General features: G+C 60.7%; 21 protein-coding genes. 12 read left to right on the top strand and 9 right to left on the bottom strand.

Going from position 1 to position 20,616, the window contains the following annotated elements; translation table 11 throughout:
- Window positions 1-2 precede the first annotated feature (2 nt).
- Entirely contained in the window at window positions 3-929 is a 927-nt protein-coding gene (gene hprK, locus ACYVDM_RS25615) for an HPr(Ser) kinase/phosphatase (RefSeq protein WP_415793421.1), read from the top strand.
- 57 nt (window positions 930-986) lie between these two features.
- On the opposite strand, the gene ACYVDM_RS25610 is transcribed toward hprK, so the two are convergent.
- The gene (locus ACYVDM_RS25610; protein ID WP_415793420.1) at window positions 987-2,291 is read right to left on the bottom strand and encodes a c-type cytochrome; all 1,305 of its coding nucleotides are present in this window, start codon (window positions 2,289-2,291) and stop codon (window positions 987-989) included.
- Window positions 2,292-2,300: 9 nt separating this feature from the next.
- Window positions 2,301-2,963 carry a c-type cytochrome gene (locus ACYVDM_RS25605; RefSeq protein ID WP_415793461.1) on the bottom strand — a complete coding sequence of 221 codons (663 nt, stop codon included), beginning with the start codon at window positions 2,961-2,963 and terminating at the stop codon, window positions 2,301-2,303.
- 300 nt (window positions 2,964-3,263) lie between these two features.
- On the opposite strand from ACYVDM_RS25605, the gene rapZ reads away from it, so the two are divergent.
- Together rapZ and ACYVDM_RS25595 are read left to right on the top strand one after the other, a co-directional pair.
- Window positions 3,264-4,136, top strand: a complete 873-nt coding sequence (gene rapZ, locus ACYVDM_RS25600; protein WP_415793419.1) for an RNase adapter RapZ — start codon at window positions 3,264-3,266, stop codon at window positions 4,134-4,136.
- Window positions 4,127-5,278 (top strand): septal ring lytic transglycosylase RlpA family protein, encoded by a 1,152-nt coding sequence (locus tag ACYVDM_RS25595; protein ID WP_460475493.1) that lies wholly within the window; start codon window positions 4,127-4,129, stop codon window positions 5,276-5,278. The genes rapZ and ACYVDM_RS25595 overlap by 10 nt, the downstream gene beginning before the upstream one ends.
- A gap of 5 nt (window positions 5,279-5,283) precedes the next feature.
- Here ACYVDM_RS25595 and ACYVDM_RS25590 read toward each other — a convergent pair whose 3' ends face one another.
- Complete coding sequence (locus ACYVDM_RS25590; RefSeq protein ID WP_415793417.1) at window positions 5,284-5,934, bottom strand: methylated-DNA--[protein]-cysteine S-methyltransferase; 651 nt, start codon at window positions 5,932-5,934, stop codon at window positions 5,284-5,286.
- Window positions 5,931-6,869 carry a 16S rRNA (cytidine(1402)-2'-O)-methyltransferase gene (gene rsmI / locus ACYVDM_RS25585; protein ID WP_415793416.1) on the bottom strand — a complete coding sequence of 313 codons (939 nt, stop codon included), beginning with the start codon at window positions 6,867-6,869 and terminating at the stop codon, window positions 5,931-5,933. Before rsmI ends, ACYVDM_RS25590 begins: the two co-directional genes overlap by 4 nt.
- Window positions 6,870-6,938: 69 nt before the next feature.
- Between rsmI and ACYVDM_RS25580 the strand changes: the two genes are divergently transcribed.
- From ACYVDM_RS25580 to ACYVDM_RS25565, 4 genes are all read left to right on the top strand, one after another.
- The gene (locus ACYVDM_RS25580; RefSeq protein WP_415793415.1) at window positions 6,939-7,439 is read left to right on the top strand and encodes a YraN family protein; all 501 of its coding nucleotides are present in this window, start codon (window positions 6,939-6,941) and stop codon (window positions 7,437-7,439) included.
- A 94-nt stretch (window positions 7,440-7,533) separates the two neighbouring features.
- Window positions 7,534-8,127, top strand: a complete 594-nt coding sequence (locus ACYVDM_RS25575; RefSeq protein WP_415793413.1) for a phosphoheptose isomerase — start codon at window positions 7,534-7,536, stop codon at window positions 8,125-8,127.
- Window positions 8,124-8,858, top strand: a complete 735-nt coding sequence (locus ACYVDM_RS25570; RefSeq protein ID WP_415793412.1) for a BON domain-containing protein — start codon at window positions 8,124-8,126, stop codon at window positions 8,856-8,858. The genes ACYVDM_RS25575 and ACYVDM_RS25570 overlap by 4 nt, the downstream gene beginning before the upstream one ends.
- 15 nt (window positions 8,859-8,873) lie before the next feature.
- The gene (locus ACYVDM_RS25565; RefSeq protein WP_415793411.1) at window positions 8,874-9,368 is read left to right on the top strand and encodes a peroxiredoxin family protein; all 495 of its coding nucleotides are present in this window, start codon (window positions 8,874-8,876) and stop codon (window positions 9,366-9,368) included.
- Window positions 9,369-9,382: 14 nt separating this feature from the next.
- Here the strand turns inward: ACYVDM_RS25565 and ACYVDM_RS25560 are convergent, their stop codons facing one another.
- Window positions 9,383-10,168, bottom strand: coding sequence for a MetQ/NlpA family ABC transporter substrate-binding protein (locus ACYVDM_RS25560; RefSeq protein ID WP_415793410.1), 786 nt, complete (start codon window positions 10,166-10,168; stop codon window positions 9,383-9,385).
- 234 nt (window positions 10,169-10,402) lie between these two features.
- Here ACYVDM_RS25560 and argB point away from each other — a divergent pair, with 234 nt between their 5' ends.
- From argB to slmA, 3 genes are read left to right on the top strand one after another with little or no spacing between them, the layout of a single operon-like run.
- On the top strand, window positions 10,403-11,305 hold the full coding sequence (gene argB / locus ACYVDM_RS25555) for an acetylglutamate kinase (protein ID WP_415793409.1): 903 nt from the start codon (window positions 10,403-10,405) through the stop codon (window positions 11,303-11,305).
- Window positions 11,305-12,054, top strand: a complete 750-nt coding sequence (locus ACYVDM_RS25550; RefSeq protein ID WP_415793408.1) for a pyrimidine 5'-nucleotidase — start codon at window positions 11,305-11,307, stop codon at window positions 12,052-12,054. Before argB ends, ACYVDM_RS25550 begins: the two co-directional genes overlap by 1 nt.
- Before the next feature lie 45 nt (window positions 12,055-12,099).
- Window positions 12,100-12,672, top strand: a complete 573-nt coding sequence (gene slmA, locus ACYVDM_RS25545; protein ID WP_415793407.1) for a nucleoid occlusion factor SlmA — start codon at window positions 12,100-12,102, stop codon at window positions 12,670-12,672.
- A 108-nt stretch (window positions 12,673-12,780) separates the two neighbouring features.
- Here the strand turns inward: slmA and ACYVDM_RS25540 are convergent, their stop codons facing one another.
- Window positions 12,781-13,947, bottom strand: coding sequence for a mandelate racemase/muconate lactonizing enzyme family protein (locus ACYVDM_RS25540; RefSeq protein WP_415793406.1), 1,167 nt, complete (start codon window positions 13,945-13,947; stop codon window positions 12,781-12,783).
- Between the two features lie 135 nt (window positions 13,948-14,082).
- Here ACYVDM_RS25540 and ACYVDM_RS25535 point away from each other — a divergent pair, with 135 nt between their 5' ends.
- Both ACYVDM_RS25535 and ACYVDM_RS25530 read left to right on the top strand, forming a co-directional pair.
- Window positions 14,083-14,997 (top strand): LysR family transcriptional regulator, encoded by a 915-nt coding sequence (locus tag ACYVDM_RS25535; protein WP_415793405.1) that lies wholly within the window; start codon window positions 14,083-14,085, stop codon window positions 14,995-14,997.
- Window positions 14,998-15,155: 158 nt separating this feature from the next.
- Window positions 15,156-16,955, top strand: a complete 1,800-nt coding sequence (locus tag ACYVDM_RS25530; protein WP_415793404.1) for an ABC transporter ATP-binding protein/permease — start codon at window positions 15,156-15,158, stop codon at window positions 16,953-16,955.
- A 427-nt stretch (window positions 16,956-17,382) separates the two neighbouring features.
- On the opposite strand, the gene ACYVDM_RS25525 is transcribed toward ACYVDM_RS25530, so the two are convergent.
- The 3 genes from ACYVDM_RS25525 to ACYVDM_RS25515 all read right to left on the bottom strand — a co-directional run bounded on the left by ACYVDM_RS25525 (window position 17,383) and on the right by ACYVDM_RS25515 (window position 20,541).
- A complete protein-coding gene (locus ACYVDM_RS25525; protein ID WP_415792517.1) occupies window positions 17,383-18,150 on the bottom strand; it encodes a phytanoyl-CoA dioxygenase family protein in 768 nt (255 codons plus the stop codon).
- A 112-nt stretch (window positions 18,151-18,262) separates the two neighbouring features.
- Complete coding sequence (locus ACYVDM_RS25520; protein WP_415792516.1) at window positions 18,263-19,384, bottom strand: AI-2E family transporter; 1,122 nt, start codon at window positions 19,382-19,384, stop codon at window positions 18,263-18,265.
- 143 nt (window positions 19,385-19,527) lie between these two features.
- Window positions 19,528-20,541: a LysR family transcriptional regulator gene (locus ACYVDM_RS25515; protein ID WP_415792515.1), complete on the bottom strand. Its 1,014-nt coding sequence runs from the start codon at window positions 20,539-20,541 to the stop codon at window positions 19,528-19,530.
- Between the last annotated feature and the right edge of the window lie 75 nt (window positions 20,542-20,616).

Here is a 20,616-nt window from a genome sequence, read left to right as displayed (position 1 = left end):
CCATGCTGACGGTCCAGGAACTGATCGACGATAACGTCGGCGATATCCCCTTCAACTGGGTCGCCGGCCAACCTGCGGCCCAACGCTCCGTCCCCGATAATGGCATGGCGGCCGCCGACCTGGTGGGTCACCTGAATCTCATCCATCCCTCGCGCGTCCAGGTTTTTGGCGTAGAAGAGCTCGCCTACTACGAGCGGATGGATCGGCGCCGCCGCACCCATCTGATGGATGAGCTCTTGCTCGGCGGCGTACCGGCGATCCTGCTGGGCGATGGACTGACACCCCTACAAGAACTGATCGATCAGTGCGAGCAACACCAGGTGCCGCTGCTGTCCACGCCCGTCGCAGCGGCCCAGCTCATCGATTTGTTACGTATCTATCTCAGCAAAAAACTGGCGCCCACCACGACCGTACACGGCGTTTTCATGGACGTGCTGGGCCTGGGCGTGCTGATCACAGGCGAATCCGGCCTGGGCAAAAGCGAACTCGCGCTGGAGCTGATCTCGCGCGGACACGGCCTGGTGGCCGACGACGCGGTGGAGTTTTCCCGCATCGCGCCCAGCATGATCGAGGGTCACTGCCCGCAGCTCTTGCAAAACATGCTTGAGGTTCGCGGCCTGGGCCTGCTGGACATTCGCACCATCTTTGGCGAAACCTCGGTCCGCCGCAAAATGCGCCTGAAACTGATCGTGCACCTCGTGCGCGCCACGGCGCAAGACAAATTCGAGCGCCTGCCCCTACAGGACATCACCCAGGACATGCTCGGCCTGCCTGTGCGCAAAGTCATGCTGCAAGTGGCCGCCGGTCGCAACCTGGCCGTGCTGGTCGAGGCCGCCGTGCGCAACACCATCCTGAAACTGCGCGGCATCGACACGCTGGGCGAGTTCATGGAACGCCAGGCCATGGCGATTCTGCAAAGCAGTAAATAAACCCCATCACATCAATGGGCCGGCGCCACCCCATCGCGCCGTGCCCCCCTTGCAAACTCAGTTCAACGTTGACGCGTCTCGCACGCGCTTGACGTCAAATCCCGTGACAGCGCTCGCCCGGTTATCCCAACTGAACCGGATATACGAGACCAGCGCCGCAATATCGTTGTCCCCCAGCACCTGCCCAAACGGCGGCATGCCGTGCGGCCGCGGGTTCGCGGCGGTCGCGGGCGCGTAGGCACCATCGAGCACCAGTCGGATCGCGTTGACGGGTGACGGCGCCGTCACCGTGGGATTACCGGCTAACGCTGGCCAGGCCACCCCGCTGCCCTGTCCTTGGTCCTGATGGCACTGGGCACAGTGCTGCGCGTACAGCTTGCCCCCGTGGTTCAGCAACGCCGTCGAGGGTTGGGTGACCGTGTTCTCGCTATCCGTTGACGATGCTGGCAAGGATTTCAGATACTGGCCCATCGCCAGCGCGTCGGTCTCGGTCAGGTATTGGGAACTCCCCAGCACCACTTCCGCCATCGGCCCGCTGGCCGTGGAGTGCGTCGCCACCCCAGTACGCAATAGGGTCGCGATATCTTGCGCGCTCCATTTGCCCAGCCCCCTCACGGGGTCATTGGCCAGAGAAGGGGCATACCACCCCAGCCCCGCAATCATTCCTCCGGCCAGGCCGTCCGCGGCACGCGTGGCCCCGTGGCTATTACGCGGCGCGTGACAAGCAGCACAATGACCCAGCCCTTCGACCAGATAGCGGCCACGATTCCATTGCGTCGATTGCCCGGCCTCCGGCTGCAGCACCCCTGGCTCAAAATACAGGGCCCGCCAAAACGCCAGCAACTCCCTTTGATCATAGGGAAACTTCAACTCATGCGCGCGACTGGGCTGACTGGATGGCGGCACCGTACGCAGAAAAGCAAATAACGCATCCGAATCAGCACGCGATACACGCGTGTATTCGGTATAAGGAAAAGCGGGGTACAGCAAACTCCCATCTTTCGATTTACCGTTATGCAGGGCATGCCAAAAATCGTCGGCGTCCCAGTCGCCTATGCCGGCTTGTACGTCGGACGTGATGTTGGGGCCGTACAAGGTGCCAAATGGCGTAGGGATCGGCGTTCCTCCCGCATAGGCTTGACCGCCTTGCGCTGTGTGGCATCCCATGCAATTGCCCAGACGAGCCAGATAACGGCCTTGTTCGATCAGACCTTCAGTCTGCACTGCGCCGCTCACCTGGACAGGGTTCCCCGCGGCGGCCGGGACCGCCTCATCGCGAGTCCCCAGCCAGTACACGACGCCAAGCGCCACCACACACGCGACGACCAGGGCCAGCAGAACATACAAAATGACGCGTTTCATGCCGCCCCCTTAGCGCTGCTGGGCTTGGCTGCCGCATTCGGCAGGCAAGGTCGTTGAACCGGCGGGATCTGGCACATAAGGCTCCACGATCGTACGCGAGGACAACCAGGCCGACAGGGCTCCGATATCCTCTGGCGTGAGTTTCTGCACAATATCGGCCATGCAATCTGGCTCCGCCGCTCGACGCAAACCGTTTTTCCAACCCCCGATTTGCGAGCCGATGTAGTCTCGCGGCAAGCCCAACAGGCCCGGAATCGCGGGCGCCAGTCCGCTGAATGACGTGCCATGGCAGGCCACGCAGGCGGGAATGCCGCGAGCGGTGTCTCCTCGGGTCGCCAACACGCGACCGTGCTCCAACGTACTCGCGGACACCGCAGGCCGCGATGCCGGCGGATACGGCACATGCTGATCGGCAAAGTAAGTGGCAATTTCCAGCAGGTAGTCGTCAGGCAGACCTGTTAGCAAATGTGTCATTGGTCGATATTGACGCAAACCGTCGCGAAAATTCAGCAACTGATGGTAAAGATAGTCACGAGGTTTGCCGGCTAAGCGAGGATAGTAGCCATCCGTCCCCGCTTTGCCCTGTGCGCCATGGCAGGCGGTACAGGCGGCCACGCGTGCCTGCATCGTGTCCGGACGCAGGGTCGGGCCCTGCGCTGCGGGTTGCCCCATGGCAGTCCCGCCGGACAGCACGGCCCATATCAGGATGAGTAGCAGGCACAAGGGCCCTCTCGTGCGGCTCACACAGGGAAATGCTGACATGGGAGATGCTGACATTGATTGCTGCGAAGAAAAATGGGGACGAGGCACTGCCGGGCGTGCTTGACCACTCGCCAGGGTAGTACGGGTGCCTCATCTTACGCTGTCACATCAATTTGATACAACAAAACTCCTTCTTCTTGATGCCTACTGATCCTATCATCGGGCATCCAGTGCGTGTCAGGTAAGCAAAATCATGCAACAATCGAGGTCATGCTAAGAGTTGTCCTTATTACTGGAATTTCCGGCTCAGGGAAATCCGTGGCGCTGCGCATGCTCGAAGACGCCGGCTACACGTGTATCGACAATCTGCCGGTTCGATTCCTGAGCGAGTTCATCGCCAACGCGCGCGATGAGCAGCTCGAACGCGTAGCGGTCGCGATCGACGTGCGTTCCCCAGGCGAGCTCGCCGACTTGCCAGATACCATCACAGCGTTACGTGCCATGGGTACCTCGTTGCGCGTGATATTCCTCGACGCCAACACCCAAACGTTGGCGCAACGCTATTCCGAGTCCCGCCGCCGCCACCCCCTCACTGACCGGCTGTCGCGCGGCGGGCAAGCCCCCTCGCTCCTGGATGCCATTTCGCTGGAACGCGATCTGCTGGCTCCGTTGCGTGAACAAGAACACGTCATTGACACCTCGGGCCTCACCCCGGGCCAGCTCCGCTCCTGGATCGCAGACCTGATCCAGGACGACCGGCCCCCACTGGTGCTGACGTTTCAATCTTTTGCCTACAAGCGCGGCGTCCCCAACGATGCCGACTTGGTTTTTGACGTGCGCTGTCTGCCTAATCCCTACTATGACCGCAACTTGCGCCCCCTGACAGGCCGCGACGAGCCCGTCGCGACGTGGCTGGCCAGTTTTGAGATTGTCGGCCAGATGATCGACGACATTACGGGCTTTTTGCAGCGCTGGTTACCTCAATACACGCAAGATACGCGCAGCTATCTGACGATCGCGGTCGGATGTACGGGCGGCCAACATCGGTCTGTCTATGTCGTCGAGCAATTAGCCAAGCGCTTTGCCGACCATGACCCATTGTTAGTGCGGCATCGCGCACAATTACCGGACGAATCCTCTTGAAGAACACCCGCCAGATCCTGACCCCGCTATTGGTCGGCTTGGCTGTGGTAATTGCAGGTTGCACTTCCACAGCGCCGTCGCACACGGGCAGCCAATCCCCTACCCATTCCCCCAGCAGCAGTTCCAGCACGAGCAAGGGGGGAGGCTATTACAAAGATGACGGCCCCGAGCGTGACGTGCCGGCAGGCATTGAAAAGACCGCGGACGCTATCCCGCAGCTTGAGCCATTGTCCCGTGGTGGTAATAGCCCGTACAAGGTGTTCGGCAAACGCTATGTGCCCATCACCGACGAGAACAAAGCCTACAAGGTAAGCGGCAAAGCGTCGTGGTACGGTAAAAAATTCCATGGCAGGCGCACGTCTAACGGCGAGACCTATGACATGTACGCCATGACGGCTGCCCATCCGACGTTGCCGATACCCAGTTATGCGCGGGTCACCAGCAGTGTCAATGGCCGCACGGTGATTGTGCGTATCAATGATCGCGGGCCGTTTCACCGCGGTCGCATCGTGGATTTGTCTTATACCGCGGCAAAGAAGTTGGGACTCATCAAGGTGGGTAGCGCCAAGGTGACGGTGGAGCGCATTTTGCCTGAGGAAATCCGCCTGGCGCAGGCCGAAGGCACTAACATTACGGGGACGCCGGCGCCAGACAAGATAGCGCAGGCGCCAAAGGCGAAACCGACGCCAGCGCCGGTCGGAAAACTGACCATGAAGGTGATCGAACCCGAAGCGCAACCGACGCCGTCGCCCACCGCAAAGTTGGCCGCGAAAGAGACCAAAGCCGAATCGAAGCCAACGCCCTCACCCATCGGAACGTTGACCACCAAGGAAGTGGCGCCTGCGCCGGCTTCCAACGTAACCCGTGTCGCGAGCCGTTCGAGCGGGCCGTCGATGTTGTCGCGATCGGATGGTATCTATCTGCAGATGGGTGCGTTTAGTCAGCCCACCAACGCGCAGGCGCTCGTACAGCGGGTCAATAGCCAGCTTGATAATTCGTCAGGCGATACGGCCGTGGTGCAACAGAATGCCGGTCTATACCGGGTCCGGTTGGGTCCTTATGTTGACCGTGCAGCGGCGCTTGATGTGGCGCGCCAGGTGGCAAGTCAGACAGGGATTTTGCCGCAACTGGCTGCGCAGTAATCCATTCACTGCCAAGGCAGTGCCAATTGGCTGTTGTCGATACGGCGCACGCGGGCGTGATGGCCCGGATAGCGATGGCCTTCATGCTGGAGCAGCGCTTGCTTGCGAGGCAGGCCGCCGCCGAATCCTGTGAGCGAGCTGTCGCGGCCGACCACTCGATGACAAGGAATGAAGATTGAGATCGGATTGCGGCCGATGGCTTGGGCGGCAGCTCGGAACGATTTGGGTTTGCCGATCGCGCTCGCCAGATCGCTATAGCTGCAGGTAGTGCCAAAAGACAAATCGAGCAGAGCCTGCCACACGGCTTGCTGGAAAAGCGTTCCCTGCGGCGCCAGGGCAACGTCGAATTCGCGGCGTTGACCGGCGAACCATTCGGTGAGTTCGGTTTGAGCCTGGCGCAAGATGGGGTGTTGCGTGTCTTGCTGCCAGGCGTCCGAGGGCGCGGGCAAGTCGGATTGATCCAGAAACCAGGCGCCACTCAAAGCGACAACGGTGTCATCACTGTCAGGATCCCGCGCGGTAGGACGATTGGCCAATTGGCGAGTCGGGCCGGACACCTCGTTTGCGGCGCAGGCGCGAGCCGCTAGCCGCATGAGCCCCAACGGGGTTTCTGTATCAAGATAAATTACGTGGTCTGTGGCCGAGGGGATTTTCATGTGCCCTCCTTGCGGGCCAGCGCCAGCGCGTAAAGAACATCGCGGGGTTGGCCTGTGACTTTGGCAGCGACTTTAGCGGTGTCGCGCACGGACAGAGTATCGAGCAAGGCATCGAGCAGGACGATCGTCGCGGGGTCATCCGGGCCGACATCGTCGTCGCCCGAGGAAGCGGCAGCGTGGACGATCAGAACGAATTCACCCTGCGCGCGATGAGGATCTTCGGCGAGCCAGTCGGCGGCACGAGATAGCGGCAGCGTGGCGATTTGCTCGAAACGTTTAGTCAGTTCGCGGGCGATCGTGAGCTCGCGCTGTCCGCCGCAAACCTCGAGCAAATCGTTCAGCGTCGCGGTCAGGCGATGCGGGGATTCGAACATGACGACGGGCGCGGGCAAGGCACACCATGACCGCAGCCAACGCTGCCGTGCGACGGCTTTGGGGGGAGCGAAGCCTGCAAAGGCATAGGCGGGATTTTCGTCGGAGGTGACACCACTGCCCATGAGGGCCGTGATGACGGCACTGGGGCCCGGTACGGGCACCACGATATAGCCGGCGGCCCGCACGGCCCTTACGACACGCGCACCCGGGTCGCTGACGGCGGGTGCGCCGGCATCGGAGACGAGGGCGACGCGCTGCCCCTGCTCGAGGCGCTGGCAGATATCTTGGGCGGCGGTCGCCTCGTTATGACGATGCGCGGCGATCAATGGTGTGCTGATGCCCCATGCATCCAGCAGGCTGCGACTGGAGCGTGTGTCTTCGGCAGCGATCACATCCGCCTGGGCGAGGGCCTGCCAGGCACGCAACCCCAAGTCCCCCAGATTGCCGATGGGGGTGGCCACGACGTATAAGGTGGCCGTAGGCCAATGCTGGCCGGCCACACGTTCAGCCATGCGGCTCCATACATCGCCAGCGTGCGCAAGCGGGACATTTTGATTCATGGGGCAATAGCAACCTGACAGCAAAGTATGTCAGTGTAGCCGCCCGACACGAGCAGGGCATCTCACGACATGCACGATCCTTTTCTGGATATTGCCTATGAACGCGCCCGTCTGGCACAGCAACGCCAATTGAAACGGCGCCGCGTCGCCATGCGTAAGGCGGCGCTAGCGCGGACAACGACCGATGTGCGCCGGTCCGAGCCCAAGGTTTCACCCACACAGCGCGTGGGCGCCACCCACGAAGATCGGGCCTTGCGACGACTGACAGACGCGGGGCTGATCCCGCTGGCTCGCAATGTGCACTGCCGCACCGGAGAAATCGATTTGATCATGCGCGATGGCGACACCCTGGTGTTTGTCGAGGTACGAGCGCGGGCCAGCAGTCGTTATGGCGGGGCGGCCGCCAGCGTAGGTCACATGAAGCGCGCCCGCGTTGCCCGCAGTGCGGCGTTGCTGCTGCCCGGCCTGGCTCGCCAGCATTGGCAGGGTCGCACGCCGCCTGTGCGGTTTGATGTCGTGGCCTTTGATGCGGATGAGATCGAATGGCTAACGGCGGCCTTTACACTTTGACGCAGAGAGTTCTCGTGACACTTGTATCCTTATCCTTAGAGGCGACCTCTTCCCCGTCCGCCCTTGCGCCCGCCACCGTGAGATAATGGCGGCCATGGATATGACCTCTAGGATGACGTCACACTTTCGTGACGCCATGGCAGTCTGCGAAGCAAGCATGCACGCGCTATCGGCCCCGCTGGCCGGCGCGGTCGACCTGCTGTTCGCGGCGCTGGCCAATAACGGCAAGATTCTGGCCTGCGGCAATGGCGGCTCGGCCGCTGACGCGCAGCATTTCATTGCCGAGCTGGTCGGCCGCTTCGAGCGCGAACGACTGCCGTTGGCGGGAATCGCTCTGAATACCGACACAGCGATCATGACCGCTGTGGGCAACGACTATGGTTTCGAAGAAATCTACGAACGCCAAGTCAGCGCCCTGGGCCAACCCGGCGACGTGCTGGTTGCAATTTCCACCAGCGGCAATTCCCCCAACGTGATCCGCGCCATGGAGGCCGCTCACGAACGCGAGATGACCATCATCACCCTGACCGGCAAAGGCGGGGGGGTCATGAGTGAACTATTGACCGAGCACGACGTCAATTTATGTGTGCCTCATGACCGCACCATGCGCATCCAGGAAGTTCACACCCTGATCTTGCATGCGCTGTGTGACGGTATAGACGCCTTACTTCTCGGAGACACTGAATGATCCACGATACCAAGAAGATCGCCCGCCCCCTGCTGTTGGCAGCTCTGATCGCCACTGCGGCAGGTTCCCTGTCGGCGTGTGCGCCCCTGCTCGTGGGCGGTGCCGCGGCTACGACCGCCGTGGTGGTCACCGACCGGCGTACCTCGGGCGCTCAACTCGAAGACCAGAATATCGAGTTCAAAGCCGAGCGGGATATCAGCGCCAAGCTCGGCGACGCGGCGCGCGTGAACGCCATGTCTTATAACAACGTGGTCCTGCTGACCGGTGACGTCCCCAACGCCGAGGCCAAAAATCAGGCCACCGCCCTGGCGCAAAACGTTCAGCACGTCAAAAAGGTCGTCAACCAGCTCAATATCGGACCGGCCGCCTCGTTCGGCACCCGCTCGAGCGACACCTGGCTGACCTCCAAGGTCAAAACCAAACTACTCAATACCGAATACGTGCCTTCGGCAACGATTGATGTCACCACCGATCATGCCGTGGTCTACCTGATGGGTCTGGTCACCGAAGCCGAAGGCAATAACGCGGCCACCGCCGCGTCAGGCGTCAGCGGCGTGGCCAAGGTCGTGAAAATCTTCGAATTCATCAGCCGCGAAGAAGCCCTTCGCCTGTCAGGAACCTCGTCCTCCAAACCCAAGGACTCGTCATCGTCGGGCACGCAGACCAACGCCCCCATCGAGTCGGGCGGCAGCAGCAGCTCGGGTGGCGTAGAAGTCATGCCCATCCAATAACTGAAAAAGCAAGCCATGAAAAAAATTGTTCTTGCCCTGGCCGTTCTGGTGGCAGCGGGTATCGGGGCCTGGTTTGTATGGCGGCCAGCTCCCACCGCCCCGGATGTGGCTTTCACCACCATCGAAGGCAAGACCTTCAGCATGCAGGATCTGCGTGGCAAGGTCGTGATGGTGAAGTTCTGGGCGACCAGTTGTGTCACGTGCGTCAAACAGATGCCCGGCGCGATTGAGACCTACAACGAATACGCGCCCAAGGGCTACGAGACCGTCGCCGTCGCGATGAGCTATGACCCGCCCAACTATGTGCTCAACTACGCCGAAACACGCAAACTGCCGTTTCCGGTGACCCTGGACACTAAAGGCGAGCTCGCGCGCGCCTTTGGCGACGTCAAGCTCACGCCCACCGCATTTCTGATCGATAAACAAGGGCATATCATCAAGCGCTATCTCGGCGACTACGATGTCGCCGAGTTTCACGCCACCCTCAAAAAAGCCCTGGCCGCAGGCTGATCAGCCTGACGAGCCTAGAACGCCGGAACCACGGCGCCCTTGTACTTTTCCTCAATGAACTTCTTGACTGCGGGGGTATGCAGGGCGTCAACCAGTTTCTTGATCGCGGGTGCATCCTTGTTGTCTTCGCGCGCGACCACGATATTGGCGTAGGGTGACTCTGCGCCCTCGATGAACAACGCATCTTTGGTTGGAACCAAACCGGCCTCCAGGGCGTAATTGGTGTTGATCAGCGCCAAGTCAACATCCTCCAGGGCGCGCGGCAGAATCGCGGCCTCAAGTTCGCGGAACTTCAATTTCTTGGGATTTTCCGCGATGTCGAGTGGCGTTGCCGCGATGTTGGTCGGATCTTTCAGCTTGATCAGACCTTGTTTTTGCAGCAACAACAAGGCTCGACCGCTATTGGACGGATCGTTCGGAATCGCAATGGTTGCGCCCTCGGGTAGCTTGTCCAGAGACTTGAGCTTGCGCGAGTAGCCGCCAAAGGGCTCGACATGCACGAGACCGACCGACACCAGCTTCGCACCTCGATCCTTGTTAAAAGTGTCCAGATACGGTTGATGCTGGAAGAAGTTCGCATCCAGTTCTTTATCAGCCAGTTGCAAATTAGGCTGCACGTAATCGCTGAACACCTTGATATCCAGCTCGACACCCTCTTTGGCCAGCTCGGGCTTGACGACTTCCAGGATCTCGGCGTGCGGCACCTGGGTCGCACCCACGATCAACTTGTCCGCATGCGCGGTGCCGACCAGAAAAAACGCGGAGGCCAAGAGGGCCGTCCGGGCAAATGAGAAGCGCATAAATCACCCCGTGAAGTAGAAAAGCCCGGCCTACCGGGCCGGGGCCGTTGCAAAAACGCCCCCAATTTACCTGAATAGCGGTTATTTGTCGGGCATAACAACATAGGTTTTGGCTATATGACATAGGCGGGGTCTACAATCTGCCGTATGCTTGCCCTGGCAGCGCCGATGTCCGCGCCGGCGCAGGCATTTTACTTTTCTACTAACTCCTTCTTTAGCTGAGTTTTTGTTGCCATGACCGACACCCCCGACCCTGCCCCCGTTTCGTCGCCTGCCATCAAGGCGGCCGTTCTTTCCGAAGCGCTGCCGTATATACGACGATTCCACGGCAAGACCATCGTGGTGAAGTACGGCGGCAACGCCATGACTGAAGAGCGCCTGCAACGCAGCTTCGCGCACGACGTGGTCCTGCTCAAGCTGGTGGGATTGAACCCGGTGGTCGTCCATGGCGGCGGGCCGCAGATCGACGATGCGCTACGCCGCATCGGCAAACAAGGCACGTTCGTACAAGGCATGCGCGTCACCGACGCCGAGACCATGGAGGTCGTCGAGTGGGTACTCGGCGGCCAGGTCCAGCAGGACATCGTCATGATGATCAACGAGGCAGGCGGTAAAGCCGTCGGCCTGACCGGCAAAGACGGCATGTTGATCCAGGCCCAGAAAAAGCTCATGGCCAACAAGGAAAATCCCGCTGAACCACTGGATATCGGTTTCGTGGGTGACATCACCTTGGTCGAGCCCGCCGTCGTCAAAGCGCTGCAAGACGACCAGTTCATCCCGGTGATTTCGCCAATCGGCTATGGCGAGGACGGCACGGCCTACAACATCAACGCAGACGTGGTCGCCGGCAAAATGGCCGAAGTGCTGGGCGCGGAAAAACTGCTGATGATGACCAATACGCCGGGCGTACTGGACAAGGCCGGCAATCTGCTGACCAAGCTGTCCGCGCAGACCATCGACGAGTTGTTCGCCGACGGCACCATCTCTGGCGGCATGCTGCCCAAGATCTCGTCGTCGCTGGATGCCGCCAAAAATGGCGTGAACTCCGTACACATTGTCGATGGCCGCGTCCCCCACTGCCTGCTGCTGGAGATCCTGACCAACGAAGGCGTTGGCACCATGATCAGCTCGCATTGATGCTCGCGCATCGCTACTTGCTGCGACCCGCGGCGCGCCTGCGTCGCTCGCGCCGCATTGCCGCGGGCGTTTCCGAACGCCTGTGGCTGTTCGATCTGGATAACACGCTGCACGACTGCTCGCACGCGATCTTCCCGTGCATCGATCGCGGCATGACCGCCGCCGTCTCCGAGTCGCTCAATGTCGATATCGAGACCGCCAATGCGCTACGCGCAAAGTACTGGCTGCGCTACGGCGCGACGGCCATCGGCATGGAACGTCACCACGGCATCAATATGCGTGATTTCCTGCATCGCAGCCATGACTTCGACGTGCGCCCCCTGATACGCGCCGAAACCGGCCTGTCAGCCAAGCTGCGACAGTTGCCCGGCCGCAAGGTGCTGCTGACCAACGCACCGTTTCATTACGCGCGCAGCGTGCTGCGGCATCTGGGTATCCTGCAACAGTTCGACAGTCTATGGGCCATCGAGCATATGCGTTTGCACGGCGAATTCCGCCCCAAGCCCTCACCGGCGCTGCTCCGTTACGTGTTGGCTCGCGAAGGCGTCCCCGCGGCACGCGCCGTGCTCGTGGAGGACACGCTGCCTAACCTGCGCAGCGCTCGCCAGGTCGGTCTGCGCACCGTGCACGTGTATCACTCGGGTACACCTTTTGCTCGTCGCAACAACCAGCGACCGAGCTATGTCGACTTGCGGGTAAACTCGGTCAGTGATTTATTGCTGCGCCGCCGTCCAGTGCGTGCGGTGTAGCATACACGCCCTTTCCCTTTTTGTCGGACCCATCCGTTGTCAGCCATGGCGAGCAAACCCGGCGAGCGCAAGAACCAGATCCTGCAAACCCTGGCAGAAATGCTAGAGCAGCCACACGCGGCCCGTATCACGACGGCCGCCCTGGCAGCACGGATGCAAGTGTCCGAAGCCGCGCTGTACCGACATTTCGCCAGCAAGGCCCAAATGTTCGAGGGCCTCATTGAATTCATCGAAGTCAGCCTGTTTACGCTAGTCAACCAGATCGCGACGGCAGAGCCCCATGGCGTGGGCCAAGCCCGCAAGACGGTGTCGATGCTGCTGGCGTTTTCCGAGCGCAATAAAGGCATGACTCGCGTGCTGACCGGCGATGCGCTGGTCACGGAAGACAACCGACTGCAAGAACGCATCAACCACATCAACGACCGCATCGAGGCCTCGATCAAGCAGTCCTTGCGTGTTGCGGTCACCGATGGCGACTTGCCCCCCGACACCGACATCAGCGCACGGGCCAGCCTGCTGACCCATTTGGTGCTGGGTCGCTGGTTGCGCTACGCCCAAAGCGGCTGGCGGGTTACTCCGACCGGGCACTTGGATGAGCACCTGCGGGTTGTGCTTTAAGCGGGGGGTGTTGTTCTTCTGGACGTCGAGGCGGGCCGGAGCGACCCCCAGGCACTCGGCAGGGACGCCAACATAGAGACATCCCACAACGCCAGCACGCGCACACAATCACTCAGCCAACGCCCGCATCTCCGCATACAAGTCGGCCTTGCCTTCGAAGCCGATGCCAGGCAGTTCCGGCAAGGTCACGATGCTGTCTTTGACTTGTACGCCGTCAGGGAAACCGCCATAGGGTTGGAACAGATCGGGGTAGGACTCATTGCCGCCTAGTCCGAGCCCGGCCGCGATGGCCAGCGACATTTGATGGCCGCCGTGAGGGATGCAGCGCGATGCGGACCAGCCGTTTTCTTTCAGCATGTCCAGCGTGCGCAAATACTCCACTAGCCCATAACTCAACGCACAATCGAACTGCAGCCAATCCCGATCGGAGCGCATACCGCCATAACGAATCAGATTGCGCGCATCCTGCATAGAAAACAGATTTTCCCCCGTTGCCATCGATCCCGCGTAGTGATTCGCCAGCTCCGCCTGCAAGGCGTAATCCAGCGGATCGCCCGCCTCTTCGTACCAGAACAAATCATACTGAGACAAGGCCTTGGCATACTCCACCGCCGTCTTCAAATCAAACCGGCCATTCGCATCGACCGCCAAACGCTGCCCCGGTCCGAGCAGTTTCAAGACGGCCTCGATACGCGCGCAATCTTCGGCTAGCGAGGCGCCGCCGATTTTCTTTTTCACGACCGAATAACCACGGTCCAGATAACTTTGCATTTCGCGGCGCAGACCTTCCAGCCCCTGCCCCGGCCAGTAATACCCACCCGCGGCGTACACGAACACGTCGCGATTCGCCTTGCCATTTCCATAGCGCTCAGCCAATAGTTGGTACAGGGGTTTTTCCTCGATTTTGGCGACGGCGTCCCAGACAGCCATGTCGATCGTCCCGACAGCAACCGAGCGCTCACCGTGCCCCCCCGGTTTCTCATTCGTCATCAACGTCGCCCAGATTTTGTGAGGATCCAGGTTGTTACGCGTATCGTCGAGCAGACTATCGGCTTCGGCTTGCAAAACGCGTGGCGCAAAACGCTCCCGAATCAAACCACCCTGCCCATAGCGGCCATTGGAGTTAAATCCGTAGCCGATGACCGGTTTGCCATCACGGATCACATCCGTCACGACCGCCACAAGGCTGAGTGTCATTTTCGAGAAATCGATATACGCGTTGCGAATATTCGACTTAATCGGGCGCGTAGATTCGCGGATGTCGACAATCTTCATGAACAGGGTCTCCGGTCGTTCGAGGAATCAGGGCTGTACCGAGGTGTCGGTCAACGATGCAGCGTATTATCAAGGCTTGGCATGAGGTTTGCCCAATGCCATTTTTTTCTGCTTTCATGCTTTCTAGGCATTGCCATGAATTTGTCCTGGCTAGAAGACTTTCAGGCCTTGGCCACCAGCGGTAATTTCTCGCGCGCGGCGCAAGACCGGCACATGACTCAACCGGCTTTCAGTCGTCGCATCCGCGCGCTCGAAGAATGGCTTGGCGTCGAATTATTTGACCGCAGCACGCATCCGATCACTTTGACCGAGACCGGCGCCTGGTTTCGCGAGACGGCGCAAGAAATCCTTGGACGTGTCGCACGCGTGCCCGACGAAGCCCGTGCCGTCGCGGCAGCCGGCTCCGCCACCCTGCGCTTTGCGGCCACCCACGCCTTATCGCTGACCTTCCTGCCGCAATGGCTGCGCGGCCTGGAGTCGCGCACCCCTATCGGTCCGATTCAACTCGTCTCAGACATGCTGCAACAATGCGAAGCCTGGATGCAGCAAGGTCGCGTGCAGTTTCTACTGTGCCACACCCATGCCCAAGCCCCCAGCCGCCTGGACACGCCGGCTTATCAAGCCCTGACTATCGGCAGCGACACGCTGGTCCCCGTATGTTCGCCTGATCGTGCCGGCCGGCCTCGCCATACCTTGTCGGAACACGCGAATCACACCGTCCCGATGCTGACCTACAGCATCGAATCCGGCCTGGGCCGCCTGATCCACGCCCGACTGGGGGCTGCACTACAGCAGGCGCGCGTAGAACCGGTTTTCACCGCCCACCTGGCGACTGTCCTGAAAAACATGGCGCTGGATGGTCGCGGGATCACATGGTTACCACACAGTCTCATCGAGACCGAGATACAGGATGGCCGACTCGTCGAGGCAGGATCTGCCGATTGGCGGGTCAGCACCGACATTTGCTTGTACCGCCCCACCACCACGCTCACACCCGCGGCCGAAGCCTTCTGGCAAGCCGCTATCGCCGCACACGCGACGAGTACCTGACAAGCCTGTGATTGCCCCAGGGAACTATTTATCAATCTCCCCTCTAATTTTAAAAGGGCACCCACGTTGTATCGCGTCATCCACGCGTCCCGGGAGCCGGGCTAACTAGCGGGGCAAACCCGCCCATAACAAATCACCCGCAAGGTACACCGCTCCCTATGGATCTGAATTGGCATCAGCAATTAAGCAGCAGCCTGCTTTGGCTGCTGTACAGTTTTCTTATTGCCGGCAGTGTTTCGGCAGTACTGATTTACATCCTGGCGCGCACGACTCAGTGGGGTCGTCAGTTCTGGCGGCTGACGTGGCCGTACCTGGACCCGCGCCGTAGCTGGGGGCCGCTACTCAGCTTGGCGCTGCAGCTATTGCTTGCTTTGGCCGCGGTACGCATGACGGTCCTGTTTTCGTACTGGTACCAAGGGTTCTACAACGCGTTGCAGGCCCTGAACGCCGGGGCGTTCAGGATCATGCTGGGCGTATTCGGTATCTTGGCCACCATCCACGTCGCGCGCTCGCTGATCGATTACTACATCGGCCAGGCCTTTGAAATTCACTGGCGCGTCTGGCTCAATGAACGCCTGACAGAAGATTGGCTGGCGGGCAGCGCTTACTACCGCGGTCAATTTCTCGATGACCCCATCGACAACCCCGACCAACGCATTGAACTGGACATCACGGCATTTGTGGCGGGCTCGCGTGCCCTGGCGTTCGGTGCGATCAGCGCCCTCGTGTCGCTCGTGGCGTTCACACAGATTCTGTGGATCCAATCCGGCCCGCTGACCCTGGGCAGCATCGAAGTGCCTCGCGCCATGGTCATGCTGGTGTATGCCTACGTCATTGTGGCCACGCTCCTCGCCTTTAAAGTCGGGCATCCGTTAATTCGACTGAATTTCCTCGCCGAGCAACTCACAGCAAACTTCCGCTATGCACTGGTGCGACTGCGCGAAAACGCCGAGAACGTCGCCTTTTATCAAGGAGCGGCCGTCGAACGACAGACCTTGGCCACACGCTTTGCCGCATTCATCGCCAACCAATGGGCGCTCATCCGCCGCATGGTGAAGTTCGACGGATTGAACCTCACCATCAGCCAGATCGCGGTCATATTCCCGTTCATGCTGCAGGCCCAACGTTTTTTCAGTGGCGCCATCAAGCTAGGCGACGTCATGCAAACCGCCCAGGCCTTTGGCCAGGTCCAGGACTCACTATCGTTCTTTCGGACCTCGTACGACACCTTCGCCCAGTACCGTGCCACCCTGACGCGACTAGACGGCTTTCAGGATGCCAACCAACAAGCACGCGCCCTGCCGCACGTGCAAACCCGATCACAGCCCGATGCCCTGCACATCGACGGCGTAAACGTCTATCGCCCCGACGATCAAGAGCACCCTCTGCTACGCGACCTGCACCTGCGCCTGACACCCAGCCAAGCCTTGTTGATCAAAGGCCCCTCCGGCAGCGGCAAGACAACCCTGCTACGCGCCCTGGCAGGCCTATGGCCGCATGCCGATGGCCTGGTGCAACGTCCCACACAGGCACAAGCGCTATTCTTATCGCAACGCCCCTACTTGCCATTGGGCGACCTGCGCACCGCGTTGGCCTACCCCGCTCACGCCACGCCTGCAGACGATCCCCGTCTGATCGAGGCACTGCACCAGACGCAACTCGGACACCTGACCAAAGCCCTGGACCAACCTAACGATTGGTCACGCGTCCTCTCCCTCGGCGAGCAACAACGCCTGGCTTTTGCTCGCGTTCTGTTCAACCGACCGGCCATCGTTTTTCTCGACGAAGCGACCTCCGCCACCGACGAAGGACTGGAACATGCGCTCTATACGTTGCTGCGCGAAACACTACCGAACAGCATGCTCGTCAGCGTGGGACATCGCAGCACACTGGACGCATTTCATGGTCACGTGCTGCGTCTGGATGGGCACGGGGGATGGCAAATTGCGGCGCTTTAGGGCGGCTTAATGCGTCGGTCTTGGCTCGGGCATGCGTCGGTGGTGCGATTGGCGCCCCGGTGTGGGATGCGAAGCGGCGCCGGGCCGTTGAGCGACGGGCAGTCCCGCGCAGCGGGACCGAGGCCCCTGGTCACGGGCCGAGCCGTCGTGATAGGCCCGGCGCCGCTTCGCATCCCACACCGGGGCTCGCATTTTCTCCACGCGCAAGCTGTCTGCTACACAGGATAGAGAGCGGATCGGCATCACTGCACTGCGAGTCCCGTGCGCGTGTTATGGGTCACGCCGGCCAGTTTGAGCGGCGGGAAGTCCCGTGCAGCGGGACCTCGGCCCGTGCTTATGGGCCGAGCCGTCGCGATCTGGCCGGTGTGACCCATAACACGCGCACGGGACGCCTAGACAGAGACCAACCGCCACCCACAGCAGACACCTACGCCAACAACGGTACGCCAGGCAAGGACGCCGACCGGGTCTGCGGCAACGGTGCACATGTCTGCGGATAATAGGTGTGGACCACGGAGAGTTTGACTTGCGTGCTGCTGTTCTGGCGCGCCGCATGCAGGGTCCGGCAATGGAAGAAGACGACGTCGCCGGGTTCGAGATCCGGGCAGACTGCGCGATTGATCCAGGATTGGTTTTCCGGGAGATCGGCGCGAAAGAATTTTTGCTCGTCGAATTGCTCGGCAGAGAATGGGGCGGTGTGGGAGCCCGGCAAGAAAAACAGGCCACCGTTATCCGCGGTCTCGGGACCTAGCGCCAGCCAAGTCGAGACGAGGTCATCGTCAGTGAACGACCAATAGCGGATATCCTGGTGCCAGCCGGTCAGGCTGCCGTAGGCCGGGTGTTTGGTCATGACGCAATTGTGATGGACGGTGGACAACACGGGGGTGTCCGCAAAATACGTCCTGAGCCAGCTAGCCACGGCTGGTGTGGTGGACCATGCCTGAAACAGGGGGCCGCGGCCATAGGCATTGAGCAGACGGCGCACCGTTGCGCCGCCTTGCGCCTGACGGGACGTGGGCGCGCCTGGATATTGCAAATCGGCCTCGTATTCCAGTGGGGCAACGGCCTGGGCCAACTGTTGTTGTGTCTCAGCGCGCAGGGCCTTTACGGTGTCGGGTGAAGCAAACTGGCGGGCGACCACAAACCCCTGCTCGCGCAGAGTGGCCACTTGGGCCGCCACGGATGATGCAGACATTTTTTCCTCGATGATATCGACGAGAACAATCGACTTGGATGTGTCGAAAGAGCCCCGCGCACGATGCAATCGGACGAGCCGACGCTTCATACGCAGGCTTAATCATATCGCTTTACGCGGGTTCGTCGGCCTGCGTCCTGGTCGGCGCCTCTGCATTCTTTAATCGAGCCAGATCGCGGTCGCGCCTGACATTGCGCACCCATTCGCGCCATACGGCGACCAGCAATGCCATCAGCACCGGGCCTACGAACAGACCCACGATGCCCATGGTTTTTACCCCGCCGATCAAACCAAAAAACGTGGGGAGAAACGGCAATTTGACCGGTCCGCCCACGAGGCGCGGGCGCAAGGTCTTGTCGACGATGAAGAGCTCAATGGTGCCCCAGGCTAACAGCGCAATGCCGGCCACTAACTGCCCCGATCCCACCAAATACAGGGACACCAGGGTGAATGACAGCGGGGCGCCGCCGGGGACCATGGCCATAAAGCCTGTCACCACGCCCAGCAACACCGGCGAGGGCACGCCAGCGATCCAGTACGCCAGGCCCAGCACAACCCCTTCACCCACGGCGATCAGGCTCATGCCTGTCACCGTGGAGCCCACGGTTGCCGGTACCACGCGGGAGAAGCGTTGCCAGCGTGTCGGCAAAATCCGCTCGCCCAGTACGTCCAGTTGCTCGATCATGTTGTCGCCATCCTTGTACACAAAGAACAGCGTGATCAACATGAATATGACATTCAGCACCAGGTGAAAGGCGTTGCCGGTTGCGGACAGCACCATGCGATAGATATTACCCAGATGTTCGCCGCTGACCATTTCGACCAACGCGCCCAACGCGTGGGGCTCGCCGATATACGTGCGCCAATATTCGGACAGCTTTTCACCGACCCCAGGCAATGCCGAGATCCAGGTCGGGACCTCTACCCCGTGACGGTTGGCGGCCAGGGCCCAGGCGATGAAACTGCTGGCCTCCTGCACCGCGTATGACAGCGCCAGGGTCAGCGGCACGATCAGTACCAGGATCACGCCAACCAGGGCTAATGAGGCCGCCACCATGGTTCGGCCACCGCAGGCTGCGACCAGGCGCTGAAACAACGGCCATGTGGCCAGGCCGATGATCAGGGCCGCCAGCGCCGGTACCAAAAAACCGCTGAGAAAATAAACGCCGGCCAGCAGCACTAGCAAAAGTAGCCAGCGGGCAATCAAGTACGCGGGTAGGACGGGCTGCTGCATGGGACGGGCCGATGAGGCGGAAAAGCCGAGCGTTCAAATATACAGTACGAACCAGGGCGGCCCGTCACAGTTCGCCCTGGCATGGCATCTGAATGTTCCCGCTCGCCAGGCCTGCCCGACCCTGCCGTCGGACCGTGCAGGTCCTATATCGCATACTCGGGTTCGGCGAGCTCGCCACGGCGCGGGGCCCGCATTGCAGACTGGGACAATTCTGCATAGCGAACGTCGTGACAGGCCTCGGTACCGTCGCCTCCACGCAACAGAGGACACCGCGAGAACAACTCCGCCACCCAATCGGAAAACACTCTCACCTTGGGTGAGAGTTGACGGCTTTGCGGATAAAGCAAGGAAATCGGCAACACCTGGGGCTTGTACTGCGGCATCACCTCGATCAGTTCACCCGCCAGCACATGCGGCAAGGCGATGAAACGGGCCGTCTGGATCAGGCCGAACCCTTGCAGCGCAAGTGCCAAGTGGGCGTTCGAATCGTTGACAGAGACGATCCCCGGCATTTCGATTTCGTGAACCTGGCCATCGATCACAAAATCCCAGTTGTAATTACGGCCGGAACGGCTGGCAAAGTAATTCAGGGCAGTATGGTTTTTCAGGTCGTCCAGCGTATGTGGCACGCCATTGCGCGCCAGATAAGACGGCGCCGCGCAGGTCAGGAACTGGAACGACCCGATACGACGCGCCACGAGGGTCGAGTCTTCGAGTTCGCCGCCTCGGATGACGCAATCGACGGCCTCTTGCACCAGGTCGACGCGACGATCACTCATGCCAAGCACCAACTCAATATCGGGATAGCGCGTGTGGAATTCGCAGAGCGCCGGGACCAGGATCCGCTGGCCCACACTGGCGGGCACATCAATACGCAATTTACCCTGTGGGCGAACCGCCGCCTCTTGAAAGCAGGCCTCGGTTTCCTCGACGTCGGCCAGAATGCGTTGGCTATGGTCATAGTAGGCCGCCCCATCCGGGGTCAAGCTGATGCGGCGTGTGGTGCGATTCAATAGCCGCACCCCCAGGTGGCGCTCCAGATTCTGAATGGTGGTGGTGACTGTCGTGCGCGGCAATGCCAGGCTGTCGGCGGCCCGGGTAAAGCTGTTGACGTCAACGACACGTACAAAGACCTGCATGGCTTGAAAACGATCCATGGTCCCGTCCTGAAAAACAAAATAGCAGTGGCTAAAGCATACCGCGCTTTTAGATTTTATTAGTCGAGTATTTTG

This window comes from Bordetella tumulicola (genome assembly GCF_054779135.1).
This window is presented reverse-complemented; position numbering and strand designations above follow the sequence as displayed.

Excerpts from the sequence above, each read along its gene's own strand:
- ACYVDM_RS25610 (WP_415793420.1), bottom strand. The coding sequence starts at position 2,291 with ATGAAACGCGTCATTTTGTATGTTCTGCTGGCCCTGGTCGTCGCGTGT.
- ACYVDM_RS25515 (WP_415792515.1), bottom strand. The coding sequence starts at position 20,541 with ATGGATCGTTTTCAAGCCATGCAGGTCTTTGTACGTGTCGTTGACGTC.
- ACYVDM_RS25520 (WP_415792516.1), bottom strand. The coding sequence starts at position 19,384 with ATGCAGCAGCCCGTCCTACCCGCGTACTTGATTGCCCGCTGGCTACTT.
- ACYVDM_RS25575 (WP_415793413.1), top strand. The coding sequence starts at position 7,534 with ATGGATATGACCTCTAGGATGACGTCACACTTTCGTGACGCCATGGCA.
- hprK (WP_415793421.1), top strand. The coding sequence starts at position 3 with ATGCTGACGGTCCAGGAACTGATCGACGATAACGTCGGCGATATCCCC.
- ACYVDM_RS25565 (WP_415793411.1), top strand. The coding sequence starts at position 8,874 with ATGAAAAAAATTGTTCTTGCCCTGGCCGTTCTGGTGGCAGCGGGTATC.
- ACYVDM_RS25530 (WP_415793404.1), top strand. The coding sequence starts at position 15,156 with ATGGATCTGAATTGGCATCAGCAATTAAGCAGCAGCCTGCTTTGGCTG.
- ACYVDM_RS25560 (WP_415793410.1), bottom strand. The coding sequence starts at position 10,168 with ATGCGCTTCTCATTTGCCCGGACGGCCCTCTTGGCCTCCGCGTTTTTT.
- argB (WP_415793409.1), top strand. The coding sequence starts at position 10,403 with ATGACCGACACCCCCGACCCTGCCCCCGTTTCGTCGCCTGCCATCAAG.
- ACYVDM_RS25535 (WP_415793405.1), top strand. The coding sequence starts at position 14,083 with ATGAATTTGTCCTGGCTAGAAGACTTTCAGGCCTTGGCCACCAGCGGT.
- ACYVDM_RS25525 (WP_415792517.1), bottom strand. The coding sequence starts at position 18,150 with ATGTCTGCATCATCCGTGGCGGCCCAAGTGGCCACTCTGCGCGAGCAG.
- ACYVDM_RS25580 (WP_415793415.1), top strand. The coding sequence starts at position 6,939 with ATGCACGATCCTTTTCTGGATATTGCCTATGAACGCGCCCGTCTGGCA.
- ACYVDM_RS25590 (WP_415793417.1), bottom strand. The coding sequence starts at position 5,934 with ATGAAAATCCCCTCGGCCACAGACCACGTAATTTATCTTGATACAGAA.
- ACYVDM_RS25540 (WP_415793406.1), bottom strand. The coding sequence starts at position 13,947 with ATGAAGATTGTCGACATCCGCGAATCTACGCGCCCGATTAAGTCGAAT.
- ACYVDM_RS25550 (WP_415793408.1), top strand. The coding sequence starts at position 11,305 with ATGCTCGCGCATCGCTACTTGCTGCGACCCGCGGCGCGCCTGCGTCGC.
- rapZ (WP_415793419.1), top strand. The coding sequence starts at position 3,264 with ATGCTAAGAGTTGTCCTTATTACTGGAATTTCCGGCTCAGGGAAATCC.
- slmA (WP_415793407.1), top strand. The coding sequence starts at position 12,100 with ATGGCGAGCAAACCCGGCGAGCGCAAGAACCAGATCCTGCAAACCCTG.
- rsmI (WP_415793416.1), bottom strand. The coding sequence starts at position 6,869 with ATGAATCAAAATGTCCCGCTTGCGCACGCTGGCGATGTATGGAGCCGC.
- ACYVDM_RS25570 (WP_415793412.1), top strand. The coding sequence starts at position 8,124 with ATGATCCACGATACCAAGAAGATCGCCCGCCCCCTGCTGTTGGCAGCT.
- ACYVDM_RS25605 (WP_415793461.1), bottom strand. The coding sequence starts at position 2,963 with ATGGGGCAACCCGCAGCGCAGGGCCCGACCCTGCGTCCGGACACGATG.